The organism is Psychrobacillus soli (assembly GCF_006861775.1).
GTDB lineage: Bacteria > Bacillota > Bacilli > Bacillales_A > Planococcaceae > Psychrobacillus > Psychrobacillus soli.
Genome location: NZ_VDGG01000024.1, coordinates 40,549 through 57,902, shown reverse-complemented (window position 1 = coordinate 57,902; position 17,354 = coordinate 40,549). Strand labels below are relative to the sequence as shown.

20 protein-coding genes are annotated in these 17,354 nt (G+C 35.9%); 2 read left to right on the top strand and 18 right to left on the bottom strand.

Going from position 1 to position 17,354, the window contains the following annotated elements; all coding sequences use genetic code 11:
- Positions 1–359: 359 nt before the first annotated feature.
- The 6 genes from FG383_RS12605 to FG383_RS12580 form a co-directional block, all read right to left on the bottom strand.
- Positions 360–1,235: a CAP domain-containing protein gene (locus FG383_RS12605; protein WP_246096991.1), complete on the bottom strand. Its 876-nt coding sequence runs from the start codon at positions 1,233–1,235 to the stop codon at positions 360–362.
- 159 nt (positions 1,236–1,394) lie between these two features.
- Positions 1,395–1,655, bottom strand: coding sequence for a hypothetical protein (locus tag FG383_RS12600; RefSeq protein WP_142607744.1), 261 nt, complete (start codon positions 1,653–1,655; stop codon positions 1,395–1,397).
- Positions 1,648–2,553, bottom strand: coding sequence for a CobW family GTP-binding protein (locus FG383_RS12595; RefSeq protein ID WP_142607743.1), 906 nt, complete (start codon positions 2,551–2,553; stop codon positions 1,648–1,650). Before FG383_RS12595 ends, FG383_RS12600 begins: the two co-directional genes overlap by 8 nt.
- Before the next feature lie 56 nt (positions 2,554–2,609).
- Entirely contained in the window at positions 2,610–4,070 is a 1,461-nt protein-coding gene (locus FG383_RS12590) for a S41 family peptidase (protein WP_142607742.1), read from the bottom strand.
- Positions 4,071–4,153: 83 nt separating this feature from the next.
- On the bottom strand, positions 4,154–4,858 hold the full coding sequence (gene deoD, locus FG383_RS12585) for a purine-nucleoside phosphorylase (RefSeq protein ID WP_142607741.1): 705 nt from the start codon (positions 4,856–4,858) through the stop codon (positions 4,154–4,156).
- A gap of 75 nt (positions 4,859–4,933) precedes the next feature.
- Complete coding sequence (locus tag FG383_RS12580) at positions 4,934–5,152, bottom strand: YozE family protein (RefSeq protein WP_142607740.1); 219 nt, start codon at positions 5,150–5,152, stop codon at positions 4,934–4,936.
- A 121-nt stretch (positions 5,153–5,273) separates the two neighbouring features.
- Here FG383_RS12580 and FG383_RS12575 point away from each other — a divergent pair, with 121 nt between their 5' ends.
- Positions 5,274–7,133, top strand: a complete 1,860-nt coding sequence (locus tag FG383_RS12575; RefSeq protein WP_246096990.1) for a methyl-accepting chemotaxis protein — start codon at positions 5,274–5,276, stop codon at positions 7,131–7,133.
- Positions 7,134–7,202: 69 nt separating this feature from the next.
- Here the strand turns inward: FG383_RS12575 and msrB are convergent, their stop codons facing one another.
- The 12 genes from msrB to FG383_RS12515 form a co-directional block, all read right to left on the bottom strand.
- Positions 7,203–7,613, bottom strand: coding sequence for a peptide-methionine (R)-S-oxide reductase MsrB (msrB, locus tag FG383_RS12570; RefSeq protein WP_142607739.1), 411 nt, complete (start codon positions 7,611–7,613; stop codon positions 7,203–7,205).
- Positions 7,610–8,134 carry a peptide-methionine (S)-S-oxide reductase MsrA gene (gene msrA, locus FG383_RS12565; RefSeq protein WP_142607738.1) on the bottom strand — a complete coding sequence of 175 codons (525 nt, stop codon included), beginning with the start codon at positions 8,132–8,134 and terminating at the stop codon, positions 7,610–7,612. Before msrA ends, msrB begins: the two co-directional genes overlap by 4 nt.
- Before the next feature lie 11 nt (positions 8,135–8,145).
- Entirely contained in the window at positions 8,146–8,718 is a 573-nt protein-coding gene (locus tag FG383_RS12560; protein ID WP_142607737.1) for a YpmS family protein, read from the bottom strand.
- A gap of 12 nt (positions 8,719–8,730) precedes the next feature.
- Positions 8,731–9,537 (bottom strand): GDSL-type esterase/lipase family protein, encoded by an 807-nt coding sequence (locus FG383_RS12555; protein WP_142607736.1) that lies wholly within the window; start codon positions 9,535–9,537, stop codon positions 8,731–8,733.
- Between the two features lie 58 nt (positions 9,538–9,595).
- Entirely contained in the window at positions 9,596–10,435 is an 840-nt protein-coding gene (locus tag FG383_RS12550) for a DegV family protein (protein WP_142607735.1), read from the bottom strand.
- Positions 10,436–10,583: 148 nt separating this feature from the next.
- On the bottom strand, positions 10,584–11,072 hold the full coding sequence (locus FG383_RS12545) for a dihydrofolate reductase (RefSeq protein ID WP_142607734.1): 489 nt from the start codon (positions 11,070–11,072) through the stop codon (positions 10,584–10,586).
- 19 nt (positions 11,073–11,091) lie between these two features.
- Entirely contained in the window at positions 11,092–12,036 is a 945-nt protein-coding gene (locus FG383_RS12540) for a thymidylate synthase (protein WP_142607733.1), read from the bottom strand.
- A 315-nt stretch (positions 12,037–12,351) separates the two neighbouring features.
- Positions 12,352–12,555 (bottom strand): hypothetical protein, encoded by a 204-nt coding sequence (locus FG383_RS12535; RefSeq protein WP_142607732.1) that lies wholly within the window; start codon positions 12,553–12,555, stop codon positions 12,352–12,354.
- Between the two features lie 12 nt (positions 12,556–12,567).
- On the bottom strand, positions 12,568–13,947 hold the full coding sequence (locus tag FG383_RS12530; protein ID WP_142607731.1) for an NAD(P)-binding domain-containing protein: 1,380 nt from the start codon (positions 13,945–13,947) through the stop codon (positions 12,568–12,570).
- Between the two features lie 102 nt (positions 13,948–14,049).
- Positions 14,050–14,496: a MarR family winged helix-turn-helix transcriptional regulator gene (locus FG383_RS12525; RefSeq protein WP_142607730.1), complete on the bottom strand. Its 447-nt coding sequence runs from the start codon at positions 14,494–14,496 to the stop codon at positions 14,050–14,052.
- Positions 14,497–14,710: 214 nt separating this feature from the next.
- Positions 14,711–15,130 carry a universal stress protein gene (locus FG383_RS12520; RefSeq protein ID WP_142607729.1) on the bottom strand — a complete coding sequence of 140 codons (420 nt, stop codon included), beginning with the start codon at positions 15,128–15,130 and terminating at the stop codon, positions 14,711–14,713.
- 13 nt (positions 15,131–15,143) lie between these two features.
- Complete coding sequence (locus FG383_RS12515) at positions 15,144–16,580, bottom strand: SulP family inorganic anion transporter (protein ID WP_142607728.1); 1,437 nt, start codon at positions 16,578–16,580, stop codon at positions 15,144–15,146.
- Positions 16,581–16,673: 93 nt separating this feature from the next.
- Here FG383_RS12515 and FG383_RS12510 point away from each other — a divergent pair, with 93 nt between their 5' ends.
- Positions 16,674–17,237: a recombinase family protein gene (locus FG383_RS12510; RefSeq protein ID WP_142607727.1), complete on the top strand. Its 564-nt coding sequence runs from the start codon at positions 16,674–16,676 to the stop codon at positions 17,235–17,237.
- Positions 17,238–17,354: the final 117 nt, after the last annotated feature.

Genomic DNA, 17,354 nt, shown 5'->3' with positions numbered 1-17,354 from the left:
TAATCATTGAAAGCAACCAGTTCTAGTCTGAAAGCAATCAAATCAGTGTAAGAGCAACTAAAATGCCGATGAAAGCAACCAATTCTCAAAATAGCAAGTTTACTTGATGGACTTCACAACGTACACGCAAGCGGCGGTGAAAGCTCATCGCTCACCCGGCGGAAAGCATCCGTCATGCAGCGAAAATCATAATGGACTCTTTATAGAGCACTATACGACGCATTATCCCTATATGGAGTTCGATATAAGAAATGGCATACCTTATAAAAAAAATTTTACAAATGGCTTGATTTTTATAGTTTCCTAAAGCGTCAAAAAAACCTACCAAGTTATCACCTTGGTAGGTTTTTTCGAATTAATTATTTTCCAATGAATTGTTGTGTCCAATAAAATCCACTATCAGATAATCCTACTCCGATATGTGTATAAGATGGATTCATAATATTTGCTTTATGTCCTGGCGATTCCATCCACGCTTTTACAACTTCCGTTGCACTAGGTTGTCCCATTGCAATATTTTCTGCTGCTGATTTATACGTAATGCCAAATGATTTCATTTGATCAAATGGAGAGCCGTATGTTGGACTCGTATGAGAAAAATAGTTTTTGTTTTTCATATCTTGTGATTTCGCTTGCGCTGATTGTGTAAGTTTTGTATCAATTTGCAATGCTTTTAATCCCGCTTTTGCACGTTCTTGATTTGTTAAATCTACTACTTGTTGGATCTCAGCTGATACTTGTACTGATTCGTTATTTTCTTTTACTGGTTCTTTAACTTCTGGTGTTGGTGCTGGTGTTACTGGTTTCTCAGCCACTGGTGGTGTTACTGGTTTTGCTGGTTTCTCAGCCACTGGTGGTGTTACTGGTTTTTCTACTACCGGTGCTTCTTCTTTAATAACTGGTTTTTCAGCTACTGGCGCTTTTTCTTTAACGACAGGTTTTGTAACTACTTTTTCTTTTTCTGAAACTAGTTGTTTCTGAGCTTGTTGTAGTTCCTTTAGAATAATTGGTTCTAGAGCTTTTAATTCTCCATTTAATATACTTTGAATATCTAAGTCATTTATATTGTAATTATACATAACGTTAATCGGAGACTGCCATTGATACGTAATGGATGTATTTGCCTCAGAAGTAGTTTGTGAATTTCCAGTTGTCATTGCTGCTTCTGCTGTATTAGTTGAAAGTAATAAGCCACCTGCAAGTAACCCAACCATGATAGAATGTTTTTTATTCATTTTCATTTCCTCCTTCTTTTGTGCTCCCCTATTGTAAACACAAAATCAGCAGAAAAATTAGGATAAAATATTCCAGTGAGACCATTTTTAAAGAAAATGTTATTAGAAACGACTATTTCCTGCAAGATAATTGGATAACTTACCCACTATACTTAAATATTACGTTCTATCTTCTGTTGACAGATTTATATATTCTTCTTTATAGACATTCTCTATCCATTTCTTTTCGTCATCCGACAACGTGCATACACTTATTCTATCTAAAGCAAGTTTCAACTTTTTTTCTGGTGACAATCTTGCTCTTGGATGTGTAAATTCATCTAAAAGTTCGGATTTTATCACTTCGCGTACTTGTTCTTCTGTTTGAAGTTCAGTAGTAAACTTGCGATCTTTATATAATGTACGAAAAGCGTTAATCATTTCGTCCACTTCCGATTATCTCTAGTTTGTCCACTTGTTCTCCTATAATAACGATTTGCGGTGGCATTTTCATATACTCAGGGAGCCACTGGACCATACCATAAGCATATTGGAATAGAAATGGATTTTTATGTCCTTTTAATGGAACATATCCTTTCATCCGATAAACTGTATCCGGCAGACTTCGAACCCATTCTTCAAATTCTTCTTGATGTAGCCCTTCTTGAAATGTATGTAGTCGGGATGAGAGTGTTAGTTGTTTTCCAATTGCAGCTTCATGAACCTCTTTATCATGGAACGTTGCTTCCATGTTTTTTAACAGTTTTATAGGAAGTTTACTATTAGAAGTTTGTATAATAGGTGCTACATCATTTAACGCCTGTATTTGCATCGTAACCGTTAAAGTTTCTTCCTCTGTAAGCAAATCGATTTTATTTGCTACTATTAAGTGCGCATGTTTTATTTGCTCTAAAAAGAGCATTCTCGTTTGCGGGGTCATGTTGTCACGATCTAGCCATCTTTTGCAATCTGCAACCGTAATAATCCCTTTCATGTTCAACTTGTTTGCAAATAAAGGAGAAAGAACTGCATCCATTGCTTCGACCGGATGTGCAGCACCAGTTGTTTCAATTAATAAAACGTCAAAATCTTCTCCTTCTAGAAGCATTTGGAGCTGTGCCTCCATTTTTTCAGATCCTGTACAACAAATACACCCTTCTAGCATTTCTTTTAAAGGGACTTCATTATCTACAGCTCTACTATCAAAAGCAAGCTTCCCTAATTCGTTCATAATAACAGCAGGTTTTATGCCTTCTGCTTTAAATTGCTCGATTATGTGCGCTAATAGCGAAGTTTTACCGCTTCCTAGAAAACCGCTCAATAAATAGACATCTTTCATCGTATGTTAGCTCCTTTAGGCGTGTTGAAAAAGCTGACCAAAATGGCCAGCTTTTTTCATTTATTTAATAACTCTGTTACTACTTCTTTTGCTTTTAGCAATTGTGGATCGTCATTGACAATTTTCTCACGAATTTTATCCATTAAAACGAAAGTGGAGTCCCCTACAAGTTTTCCAGTCGTTTCAAGCTTGTTGTCTGACTGGAACTTTTTCACCGCCGTCGTCATTTGGGCATCGAACTTCTCATCTATCTCTCCTACTTCATAGCCAATAGCTTGTAGCATTTCTTTCGCATTTTGAACAGCTTCAGAGGACTGATTTTCTTCTAAAGTAGTGGACGGATCTAAAGGTGATAACATCGCATAACTAGGATATTCCACGACATAGTCAGGTACAATTCCTTTTTCATGAATCCAGTTTCCTTTTGGTGTTAACCATTTAGCAGTAGTAATTTTAATATTCGAACCATCTGGTAAATCATTCACTGTTTGTACAGTACCTTTACCAAATGAGTTTAAACCTACTAACGGCACATCCGCTGATTCACTTAATGCACCTGCTAATATTTCCGATGCAGAAGCACTTCCTTCATCGATAATAATAGTTACTGGAACATCTATGCGCATACCAGGAGTTGCTGGCGTTACAATCGTATTCCCTTTATCTTCTATTTGAAGTAGTGGTTCTCCATCTTCAACAAACAGGTTCGAAATATCGATAGCAGAATTTAATAGTCCACCTGGATTCTGCCTTACATCAAGTACTAACGCTTTCATACCTTCACTTTTCATTTCATCAATGGCAGTGAGTAACTCTTCATACGTATTTTGTGAAAAACTAGAAATAATAATATGTGCCACTTGATCATCTATCATTTCCGCATAAACCGTCTCAATAGGAATCTCGTCTCGTGTAATCGTGACATCCATCGCAGCATTTTCACCACGTTTAATAGACAGCGTCACTTCTGTTCCTTTGTTCCCACGAATTAATAAAACAGCTTCGGATGCACTAAATCCTTGAATATCTTTTCCATCTACCGCCATAATTTTATCATTCGGTAATACCCCTGCTTTTTCAGCAGGTGAATTTTTTATAGGAGAAACTACTGTAATAATTCCATCACGTTCTTGTATTTCAGCTCCAATTCCTTGAAAACTAGAAGAAATACTTTCATTGAACTGGGAAGCTTCATTTTCGTTCATATAATCGGAATAAGGGTCATCTAACGCATCAATCATTCCGTTTATCGCACCATTGATAATTGCTTCTTCATCAATATCCTTATAGTATTCTGCTTCTAGTTTGTCATATGCCATATATAACTTAGAAAACTCCGAGCGTTCGGATTGTGGTTCATTTCCCCATGTCAAATAAAGCATGGTCACTGCAACTGTTACGATAACTAGGGAGAAAATAGTTAATAGAAAAACAAATGGTTTTATCTTAATAAAACGAGATGGATTTGTATCTTCTAATCGTCTTGGTTCTTCATTGTTTTGCTGTTGTTCGTCCAAATTTTTCACCCTCTTCAAAAGTAGCTTTAAACCTTTAAAAAAAAGACTGCCATTTATGACAGTCTATTCTCACTTTAGTTCTCTTAGTCCTGAATTGCTGCTTCTAACGCTACAACGATCATGTCGTTGAAAGTTGTTTGACGTTCTTCAGAAGAAGTAGCTTCCCCAGTAATAATATGGTCACTAACTGTTAATACAGAAAGTGCTTGGCGTCCAAATTTAGCAGCTAATGTATATAAAGCTGCAGTTTCCATTTCTACTGCAAGAACTCCATGATCTGCCCATTTTTCATATTGAGCATTTTCGTTGTAGAATAAATCTGCAGTAAATACGTTACCAACTTTTAAGTTTAAACCTGCTTCATTTCCAACATTATAAGCTTTGTATAATAAATCAAAGTTTGCAGTTGGTGCAAAATTAAGATCATCTAAAAGTACTTTATTCAACGAAGAATCTGTTGAAGCACTTTGCGCAAGAATTACATCGCGTACTTTTACGTCTTTTTGAATAGCTCCACAAGTACCAACACGAATTAGTTTTTGCACATCATAGTCATTCATTAACTCTTGAACGTAAATTGAAATTGAAGGAACTCCCATTCCAGTACCTTGAACAGAAATTCTTTTTCCTTTATATGTACCAGTATATCCAAACATGTTACGAACCTCGTTATACTGAACAACATCCTCAAAAAATGTTTCAGCGATATATTTCGCACGAAGCGGATCTCCTGGTAGTAAAATTGTATCCGCAATCTCACCTTTTTTTGCACTAATATGAATACTCATTTAAATAACCTCATTTCTCAATATGCATCGTGTTAATAATACAGTTTTTTTGGCACAATTGCAACGAACAAGCTACTAATAACCTTCTATATAATGCTCCCAAAGTTCATCAAAAATACTTGCCGTAAGTTCCGGATGCGCTAATTCTTCAATATATTGGGAAAGTGCATGAAAAGAAGTTTCTGTTTTTGGAAAATCATGTTGTTCGAACATACTTTCCGCAAACCGAGATTTCTTATCCTCCTTTTGACCCCCACGATATTTTAATGCAAATAAATAAAAGGACTGATTCATATAGTTCCTCCTCCTTTAGTCACAAGGACATAGAAAATTCATAAAAATGTAGATAATATAAGACAAAACAAGTAAACTTAATGATATTACTATGTAACACATCAAGAAGGGGTTGGTTTGTTTGGTAAAAGGTGTTAAACAAAAGAAAAAATCACTACGATGGCTTCAACAAAAAAGAAGGAAAAAGAACGATAATACAGAAACGAAAAACCCTACTTTATCCCTCTTTAAAAAAGGTAGAAGAAAGGATAAAAGTACGATTAGAACATCTAATCCAACTATATTGCATTCCATTCGTGGACGGGTGTTATTAATATTTTCCGTACTAATTATTATTTTAGTTTCGATGCTTGTCTTAACTTCCACCAAAATGTCTTCTTCACAAAGAGCATTTGAAGCGTTTACAAATGTGGAAATGAAAGAGCAAATGATGGTCAATAAAATCGCCACTGAAATTGCACAACTCGCAAACGCTGAACAAAGTTATGTAATTACAGGTAAGACAAATTATATGACAACTTACAGACAAAATAAAGATTTGATTGTTACACACTTAAAAGAATTACATAAAACATATAAAGATCGACCAGAGGAACTGCAAAAGATACAATCAATTGACCAATTTTTTATGACCTATCTACAATATTCGGAAAGAGTAATCGAGCTCAGAGATGCCCAAGGTATTGAAGCCGCTCAAAAAATTGTAAACGCTGGTAACGGTAAAACGGCTATGAGCTATGTAGATGTTCATATTGCTTCAATGAATGAATTATTAGCTAAAAATAATGCCGAACAAATTGCTTTATTAAAGAAAGAAAATAATAACTCCCTATACTTATTTGTTGCTTTAACGATTTTTTCAGTTCTCTTAACATTATCATTCGGAATTTATCTTTTCTATTCTATTAAGCGAAGCACGTACTCTATCAATCGTTCCATTTTAGAAATTGCACAAGCAGGTGGAGATTTAACGAGACGTGTGAAGATCCGTACGAGAGATGAATTTTCAGAAATTGCAGAAAGCACCAATATTTTAATCGGTTCGATTGCCGACTTGGTTAAACGAGTAAGCATGCTAACTGAAAATGTATCGGCAAGTGGACAAGAACTAATGGCCTCGTCGGATGAAACTGCTGTAACGATTCAATCTATTGCGGACACGACAAATGAAATCGCTTCAGGTAGTGAACATACAATGCGCAGTATGACCGTTGCTATTCAAAAAATGAATTCTTTAGAAGAAGCGACTAGATACTTAAACAACGATGCACAATCTGTAAAAGAAGCGACGGATCAGATGATTGAAGCTGCGCGCAAAGGAAGCGAGTCCGTTCAACATTCTTCCAATGTGATGATGAACATTGAAGAAACGATGGCGAACACATCTCAAACAGTAGAGTCTCTTGGAACTAAATCGTACGAAATTACATCAATCATTAAAACGATTACGTCCATAGCCGAACAAACAAATCTACTTGCATTAAATGCCGCAATCGAGGCTGCTCGAGCAGGAGAACATGGTCGAGGTTTTGCTGTAGTTGCAGATGAAGTACGAAAATTAGCAGAACAATCTCGAAATGCCGCTAAAGAAGTAACAGGAATTGTCACATCCATTCAAACCGAAGTAATATCGATTGTGCAACAAAATCATGCAGGTGTTGAAAATGTTATTAAAGGCGTTGAAGTGGCAAATGAAACAAACGCCTCTCTAGATCAAATTATGAATCAAACAAATGATACGATTGCAATTATTGATAAAATGGTCGATCAAATTGGGAAAACACTTAACTTTAGCCAAGAGGTTGCAGCATCTTTTGTGGAAGTTACACAAATTGCTGAAAATACAGCTTCTAATACCGAAACTTCAGCTGCTGCTGCAGAGCAAGGTTCCGCTGCAATGGAAGAAATCAATGCATCTGCGATTGAGCTTTCCCATCAGGCGGATGAGCTAAGAAAAGTAGTAAATGAGTTTAAATTATAACGGAAAAAGCACGAAAGAGTATCTACCTCTTTCGTGCTTTTTACATGTAACTATTCAACGAACTATTGGTTAAAACAATTTAGTATATTCTTCGTAACCTTCTTCTACTAACTTATCTTTCGGTACGAAACGCATCGATGCAGAATTGATGCAATACCGAAGTCCTGTTTCTTCTTTCGGACCATCTGGGAATACATGTCCCAAATGAGAATTTGCTGTTTTACTTCTAACTTCCACCCGTCTCATTCCATGACTATCATCGAATTTTTCGACTACTTCCTGATCTTCAATAGGTCTAGTGAAGCTTGGCCAACCGCAACCTGCATCATATTTATCTTTTGAATGAAATAATGGCTTACCTGAAACGATATCTACATAAATGCCTTCGTCAAAATGTTTGTCATACTCATTTTGAAATGGTGGCTCCGTTCCATTTTGTTGTGTTACGTAATATTGCATTTCTGTTAGCTTCTCTTTCATTTAAATACCTCCCGCATTTTCTCTACAAATGCTGCTCTTCCAGAACCTACAAAGTATCGATTATAATGAGCTGGATTTTTCTTATAATAGTCTTGATGGTAGTCTTCTGCAGCATAAAAGCTCGTAGCTGGTAAAATCTTCGTAGCAATTGGCATATTGAATTTACCGGATGCATTCAATGCTTCTTTTGTATTTTCCGCTTTTTCTCGTTGTTCTTCGGAATGATAAAATACGGCTGTTTGATAGGAAGAACCACGATCAAAAAATTGACCATTATCATCTGTTGGATCAATATTCATCCAAAATATTTCTAATAACTGATCGTATGAAAATTTATCTGGATCAAATGTAATTTGAACTGCTTCATAATGTCCTGTTGCATTGGAACAAACTTGTTCATACGTCGGATTTTCCAAATGACCACCTGTATAACCCGATTCCACTTTTTCTATCCCCTCATATGAGTCAAAGGGCTTGACCATGCACCAAAAACAACCTCCTGCAAAAGTAGCTTTCTCCATTTTTTAGCACCTCATTTCGATGGTATAACTATTTCTAATGTTATAATATCTTCTTCTAAATTCAACTCTTTTGCTCGGACATGTATTCCAGAAGACATCGGTATACTCGCTAACTGAATATGTACTTCCTTTTCTTTTGGCATAACAACAATCCATTCCGGTAAGTCAATGGAATCCCTTAATAATTTTAACACGGCTTCTGGTTGCAGTTTCGCTTGACCTACCTCTAAGGAAGTTTGCTCTAGCCTAATATTCCCGCCCTCTTCCACATACGGCTCAAAATACATTTTAATTGGAAAGTTAAGTGAGAAGATTGTAAGCTCTGAAGACAACACTATTTGATCATCCACTGTAAGATGTATTGGTAGAGGCTTGCCTTTCATCGCTTTTTTTAAATACGTATTAGCGATTCCTTCAAAATCTTCTTTTGTCGCATGTACCGTTAGCACATTTCCCTCTGGCGTAGCTTTTGGTACTTCTATTGGCATTGTTTCGGCTGGAGTCGTTACCCAGTATAGAAATGTTCCTATACTACCTATAATAACGAGCAACAACAAAAAAAATGCAATCTTCCACTTATTCATTTAAACAACTCCTCAAAACAACATTTCCCTATTTCGTTCGTCAATTAAACCACATTCTTCTAAAGAATTAACTAAAGCTTCTTCAATCAGTTCATATCCTCTACTATTTGGATGAAAAAAGTCCGTATGATAGACTAAATTCGCATTCGTCACAAAAAGTTGATCAATTGGTACAAAACATGCATTTACATCGCTAAAGGCAATTGTTTCAATGCTATTATTCCAATCTGCTAAAATCTCATCCAATTCACTTTTTTCATCTGTTACGGCAGTAATTGGATTATAAAGACCAAGAAGAATAATAGGAGCGTTGCTATTAATCTCTCGAATTTCCTCTAATATTTGATCATAATTTTGTTCAAACTTTACTAATTCTTTTTCAAACGCTTCTACACGGAGATTAAATAAATCTTTCCTCACTACTTTCATCATATCATTACCACCAATAGTAAGTGTAATCATATTCGCTTTTCGTAGCTGATGATCGATTTCTCCGCCTTTTAGCATTTTTAATAGTTGATCACTTCGACGTCCTCTTTTCGCAGTATTGGTTAGATTAACCTCTTCTATTCCTTTATACTGTGAAATTTCTTTTTGCAAACGACCAATATATCCTTCTCCTTTTAATTCATCTCCAACACCTTGCGTGAGTGAATCTCCAAGTCCCACTAGTTCGATCGTTCTTGGAAAAAAGGAAAAAGGAACAATATATTCTTCAAACAACACGGATTCTCTTTCTGAGAAGTTCACTTCCTTCAGTTCATTGGTCGAACATGCGGAAAGCATGAGTATACATAAAAAACTAACAATATATTTCATTCTAAACCCCTTTAAATTATCATTAAAGGCAGGGAATCTTCTCTTCCCTGCCTTTTCACTATTCTGTCATATACATAAAACCAATAGCACCAGGTCCTGTATGTGTACTAATTACAGGTGATGTAAAAGACATGCGAATCTGCTTAAATCCAGTTTCCTCGATAAGGTTTTTTAAAGGGGCAGCCATAGAAAATCCATTCGCATGGGAAATGCCTACCGCTTTTACAATTTTGCCTTTCGTATCTTTCATAAACTCATTAAACAAATAATTGACAACCTGTTTGTGGCTTCGTACTTTCGCAACAGGTGTATATTCACCGTCTGTTAAACTCGCGATCGGTTTAATGGAAAGCAAAGATCCTAACATCGCTTTTCCTTTTCCAATACGTCCACCTTTTACTAGATTATCTAACGTGTCTACTACGACGAATAATTTTGTTTTGACACAAGCTTCTTCCACTTTTTGAATAATCTCTTCCACAGAAGTTCCTTTTTCAGCCATCTTAGCTGCTTCTTCCACTTGAAAACCTAACGCAAAAGAAATAAATTGTGAATCTATCACCGTGACATCAGATGTGGTCATTTCAGCTGCTGCTTGAGCAGATTTCACCGTCCCGCTCATAGCACCTGTCATATGGATGGAAATAATTCGATCTCCATTTGCTCCTAGCTCATCATATAGCTCTTTAAAAACGCCAACTGCTGGCTGCGATGATTTTGGCAATTCTTTGGATGTAGCCATTTTTTCTAGAAACGTTTCTGGCTGTATGGTTACACCATCGATGTATGATTCTCCATCTATATGTATGGAAAGTGGCACAATGTGAATATTATATTGTTCTATCAGCTCTTTTGTTAAGTCGGCTGTCGAATCGGTTACGATATGGACTTTAGGCACTGTATCTCTTCCTTCCTCTATACGTACTATTATAAGAAGAAGTGACGACCATTGTAAACTGATTTAACAGTCAAGTACTATACTATATGAACAAAAGAAGGATACTTGAACAATAACATGGAAATTGTTCAAATATCCCAACAAACGCTTATAAATTTTCTTTTCTTTCATAAACCAAATACGCGTATTGGATTCCTTCCGCTGTTTCCAACTTTTCCGATGTGTCTACGAGAACCCATTCCTCACCGTATGGCGGGAAAAATGTATCCCCTTCAAACGATTGCTCTATAAAAGTTACATATAAGCGATCCGCTTTTGGCAGGATTGCTCGAAATATTTGCTCCCCGCCAATAATCATCACTTCTTCATGAAAGCTTTTTGCTAAGGCTACAGCATCTGTTAAATTCGATACTACGTCTGCACCTTCTGCTTTGTAAGAAGAGTTTCTTGTAATAATAATATTCTTTCGCCCCGGTAAAATACGACCAATCGATTCGAATGTTTTTCTCCCCATTACAATCGCTTTGTTCATTGTTTTTTCTTTAAAATAAGCAAGATCTCCTGGAATATGCCAAGGCATTTTATTTTCTTGGCCAATTACCCGATTCGGATCATGCGCTACGATTAATGAAATCATGTTTATCCCCCATTTCTGTTTAAACTGCTATAGGTGCTTTAATACCCGGAAGTGGATCATATCCTTCTATTGAAATATCCTCTATTTCATAATCAAAGATAGATTCTTTTTCATTTGATAAAGATAAAGTAGGTAATGACCGCGGTGTGCGTGCTAACTGAGTTTCCACTTGCTCCATATGATTCGCATATAAATGCGCATCTCCGAGTGTATGTACAAATTCTCCTACTTCTAAATCGCATTCTTTTGCGATGAGATGCGTTAACAAAGCATAAGAAGCAATATTAAAAGGTACGCCTAAAAAAACATCCGCACTTCGTTGGTACAATTGACAAGACAATTTCCCATTCGCTACATAAAACTGCATAAATGCATGGCATGGTGGTAAAGCCATATCATCTACTTCTGCAGGATTCCAAGCTGTAATAATATGTCTTCTGGAATCTGGATTTGTCTTCAGTTGTTCAATTACTTTTTGCAATTGATCGATTGTTTCTCCATTTTTAGCTGGCCAAGATCTCCATTGTCTTCCATAAACCGGCCCTAAATCGCCAAAATCTGCCGCAAATTGGGCATTTTCTACAATTTTAGAACAGAAGATTTCCATTTGCTCGTCCACAATTGCTTTGAATACAGGGTCATTCGCTGCACGTCTACCAAAATCAGTCATATCAGGACCAGTGTAATCATCACTTTTTACCCATTTTTCAAACGCCCAATCGTCCCAAATATGGTTATTTGCTTCAATTAGTGATTTTACGTTTGTATCTCCTTTTATAAACCATAATAATTCACTCACAACTAATCGAAAGGCAGTTTTTTTCGTTGTAAGTAGTGGGAAACCTTCTGCTAAATCAAACCGCATTTGATAACCGAATACGCTTTTCGTTCCCGTTCCAGTGCGATCTCCTTTTTCCACACCATTTTCCATAATATGTCGACATAATGTTAAATATTGTTCCATTTGTATACCTCGTTTTCATTTTCTATACTTCCCTTTAGTATAACAAAAAATGTCCTCTAAATGAGAGGGTATTTCATCGTTTTTTAAGATAAGCATTTTGGCAGAGTATTTTTTGATCGGAGTACATTTAGTTTTAAGTTGAGCATCGATGGGATATTGACAATGTACTTCTCAATATCAATTTCGGCTTCGTTTTGTAAAAATTCCTCTAATAGACGCTTTTAACACCGTTCCTATAAATTAGAACGGTGTTATTTACTGATAAATTATTTGATTCTTTTAGTGTTAATAACATTAACTTTTTAGAGAACAGGGTCAATTACCTTCTTTTATTCTTTCAATAGCCTGCATAAATTTGATGTGACTTTCTTTTCCGTAAGTATCATTATTCTTCTTAAAGAAGTTGATAAACATGAAGGTTTTTGCTTCCTCTAGAGAGTAGGACCTTGCTTCCATAACGAGTTTTAGGTAGGAAATAAAATATTCTATTGATAAATTCCCCCCATTATTGACCGTCAAGTAACTTCCCCCCTAACATTTAGATGCTTCTGTATCGCAACAAGATGGAGTAGAATTTGGTGAAGTTAAATTAATACTGCAAACACCGGTTTCAGGTAGATCAAGTTCAACCTTTTTAGCTGACTCAAAATCTCCCGTCAGATGGGCCACAATAGATCTAACTTGTTCATAACCAGTTGCCATTAAGAATGTTGGAGCTCTACCATAACTTTTCATTCCTACTATATAGAAGTCTTTTTCTGGCTGTCTTAAAACTTCTTCACCATGTGGTCGAACTGTTCCGCAACTGTGAAGGTTTGGGTCAATTAAAGGAGCAAGAGCTTCCACACTTTCTGTAGCAGTATCTATACTGAGCCTGATTTCTCGTAAATATGAGAAGTCTGGACGGCTACCTGTATTTGCAATAATTTCATCCACAGGAGATAGTGTTATTTCTCTACCGCCTGATTGTCCTATAATTCCAATTTCATCGTTTATCTTAATTAATTGTTGAATGAGAAAAGGAGTAAAGACTTTCACTTTACCAGCATCAACTAATTGGTGTATACGGCTACCTAATGCACCTCTTGCTTCAAGAGCATCTTTTTCTTCTCCACCGTAAGCATCCTCTACGCTTCTCTTTCTTATTATCCAAGTAATTTCCACTTCATCATTTAACTGCGATAATTCCAATATCGTGTTAATTGCTGAATGACCGCCACCAACAACAGCAACTCGTTTGCCTTTGTATCTTTCTTTATGCTCTCCATTAATATCAGGTATGCCATAGTAAATGTGTTGTTTTAATTCTCTTTCCTCTTTTGTCCAAACACTATCAGCATTTATTGGATTTGGTTGTGACCAAGTTCCTGTAGCATCTATAACTGCCCTTGCTTCTACTCTTTTTGTCATTCCATTTTGTTCAAGGTATAAAATAAAAGAGGATTTTTCACGATTAGCGTCCTTCATTTTATCTAATCCTTTTTTACTTATAGAAACAACTTTTGTATTCAGTAATAGATAAGGTTTTATTTCAGGTAAATTTGCTAATGGCTTCATATACTCGTTAACTAATTCACTTCCTAATGGAAGTTGTTCTTGATCAGGAGCATTCCAACCGTGTTTTTCTAGAGTTTTTTTAGCTATCTTATCGATATTGTATTGCCATGGTGAAAATAACCGCACATGCCCCCAGTTTAGAATATTACTTCCAACACTTTCACCTGACTCGAGCAGTATAAAACGTACACCAATTTTGGCTAGATGGGCAGCTGCCGCTAAACCTACTGGACCAGCACCTATAATTGCTATTGGTAACTCCTTGTTTGTAGATTTTACAACATCTGTATTTGTCTTTGTAGCAGGTACGCAGCATCCACCAGTCTTTACTTGTTTCAGTTCAATGTTATTCATACTTTTACCTCCAAAAATTTTTAGTTGTATTACCAGTATTAATATTCTAGTTAATTGCATTTTGCAAGTAATATATATTTTTTTAAGCAAGACTTAACTTGCTTAAAGTAGAGGGGTACAGCAAACGCTTGATTTGGACATGGCTTGATTTAGTAATTTTATCGAACGAATAACTGTTTCTCTTTCAAATTCGTTCATATGCGAGAATACTTCCTCTAAATAAGCATTCATCGATTCGTCAATGGTTGTAGCTACAAACTTACCTTGTACTGTAAGCGATAATATATATACCCTTTTGTCTGCAGAGGATGGTGTTTTCTTTACTAGTTCCATTTTAATCAGCGTTTGGATTTGTCGACTAAAAGTCGTTATATCCATTGCTATCGACTCCGCAACTTGTTGCATAGATGGAGAAGTTTGTTTATCTATTTCGTAAAGAATATGACTTTGTACGGATGATATATCCACGGCTCCAATAGAACAACAATTTTTATTAAGGAGTCCGAACCTACGAGTAAGTACTTGAAATAGCTCACGTTTGTTTTCCATGTTCTCACCTCTTATATAATATATACATCATTTACTTGCAATGTGCAACAATTAACTTTCAACTTCTTGATTTTAATAGTTCTTCTTAAATTAACTTGACCAGTTATCTGAATTAAAAAAGAGCTGCCTAAGCAACCCCCTGTTCTTGAACTGTAGCTACCAGTAGTAAATAAGAAAATTTCAATTCTTTAATTCGTCAGAGCATACAATTCGCCTATTTCACAATCAAGGCAGGACAATTTACACGTTTCATCACTTTATGGCTGACGCTACCAATCACCATTTCTTGCAGACCATTTAAACCTCGACTGCCAATAACGACTAAATCTACACCTTTTTCATTTGCGTATTTTATAATTTCTGGACCCGGTATTCCATGTAAAATCGTTACTTTGTAATTCACATTTGCATCAAATAAGACTTGCTCCACATTTTTAATTTTTTTACGACGTTCAATTGGTAATGTTTCAGTTGAAGTAGCATGTAGAATATCTGTTTTTGCCTTATCGAAGTCAGCAATATATATAACTTCAACTAACGTTTCCTTTGAAAGAGAAGCAATTTTGATTGCCTCTTTTGCAGCACGCACTGCATTCTCTGAACCGTCTGCCGCTAATAGAATATGTTTATACATTCCTTTTCCTCCCTTAATGAGATGATGATATTCCGTCCAACTGATTTAACATCTTTTTGCTTGATTCATCTAGTCCTGTTAATTGCACTTCAATCCCTTTTTCCTGCAACGAATCTTTTACTTTGAATACAGCACCAACTGCGGATTCATCCCAAATATGGCTACTAGAGAAATTGATATCAATTTGTTTTTCATTAAAAACATTTTGTTTAAAATAGTTAATAAAGCTATCGGTAGAAGCAAAGAACAATTGCCCTTTTACAACAATTTGATTGCCATTTTTCGAAAGTTTCACTGTCGAAATCTTTACAACGAAGAAAATCGCACTTAGCAATACTCCTGCTAGAACTCCTTTTGATAAGTCATGTGTATACACGACAATAAGAACGGTTGTCACCATCACAATGGCATCTGTTCGAGGGGCTTTCACTAAGTATTTAAAAGAATTCCAATCAAATGTTCCGATACTTACCATAATCATAATTCCAACTAAAACAGGCATTGGAATTTGTACAACTAAATCACCTAATACAATGATAAGAAACATTAAAAATACTCCGGCAACAAGTGTAGACAAACGCCCACGCCCACCAGACTTCACATTAATAACCGATTGCCCTATCATGGCACAACCAGCCATTCCACCGAAGAACCCTGTGATAAAGTTCGCAATCCCTTGACCTCGGGCTTCTTTGTTTTTATCACTTTCTGTTGCAGTCATATCATCTACGATTTGAGCAGTAAGTAACGACTCTAATAAACCAACAATAGCCAATGCTAAAGAATAGGGAAAAATAATTTTTAATGTTTCAAAATTAAATGGAATATCCGGTATGAAGAAAGACGGTAGCGTTTGCGTAATTGCTCCTAAATCTCCAACTGTTCGTAAATCAAACCCACTGAAAATTGCAACACTCGTTAGTACGACTAATACAATCAGTGGTGCTGGAATTACTTTAATGAATCTCGGTAATGTGTATAATAGAATTAATGTAATCGCAACAAACACATATGTCATCGTCGAAATTCCGATAAAGTGGGCTAGTTGTGAAGTAAAGATCATTATTGCTAATGCATTCACAAAACCAATCATTACAGCGTTTGGAATGAATTTCATAATTTTTGCTACTTTAAATATACCAAAAAGTATTTGAATAATACCCGTTAATATGGTTGCTGCTAATAAATAATCCAAACCATAATCCTTTATCAATGGCATCATAAGTAGTGCCATCGCACCCGTTGCTGCTGAGATCATTCCCGGTCTGCCGCCAACAAATGCGATAATGACAGCAATACAAAATGATGCGTATAACCCAACCATTGGGTCAACACCTGCAATAATTGAAAAGGCAATTGCTTCAGGAATTAAAGCGAGTGCGACGACGATACCTGCTAGCACATCTCCACGAATATTGCCAAACCATTGTTGTTTTAATTTTTGCATAATAAACTCCTTTATTGTTGTTAAAATTCTATGATTACTATATCACTAATAGTCCCAAAAAGGAACCTTTTTAGGACTTAGATAGGAGCGATAAATATGATTTATGGCTATATACGTCCTCTATATGATGATGAAAGCTGTGAGAATCAATTAAATGTCATGCCCTTACATTGCGATACCATTTATCGCGAGTTACATGGTTCACCCAAGAAACGTATACAGCTAGAAGAAATGCTTATGGCATTACAAGATGGGGATACCATCGTTGTTGACCGTATGTTTGTATTAGCCGATACTACAAGACATCTAATGGATACGTTGAAGCTTTGTGAAAAAGATGGAGTAACCATTCATTTTCTAAAAGAGAATATTTATAGTAATAAAGTATTATCATTCTCAATGCAAGATATTTTGATGCATATGATACAATTCCAATCGGATATTGTGAAACAGTCTACTGCTATTGGATTGGCACAAGCAAAAGAACAAGGTAAGTCCCTTGGACGACCTAAAAAATCAGACGATAATATAAAAAAAGCTCTTTCCATGTATCATTCAGGTAACTTCACATTGCTTGATATTAAAAATGAAACAGGAATAAGTAAATCAACACTGTACCGCTATTTAGAGCACACTGAGAATCAAGATAAACATGATTAATATTATAAAAACCAAGCATTTTAAATATCTAATTTGTTTGAAATGCTTGGTTTATTTTTCTCCCCTTTACCTTTACATGAACTTAACTACTTCGACGACCTTCCAAATAAACCGACT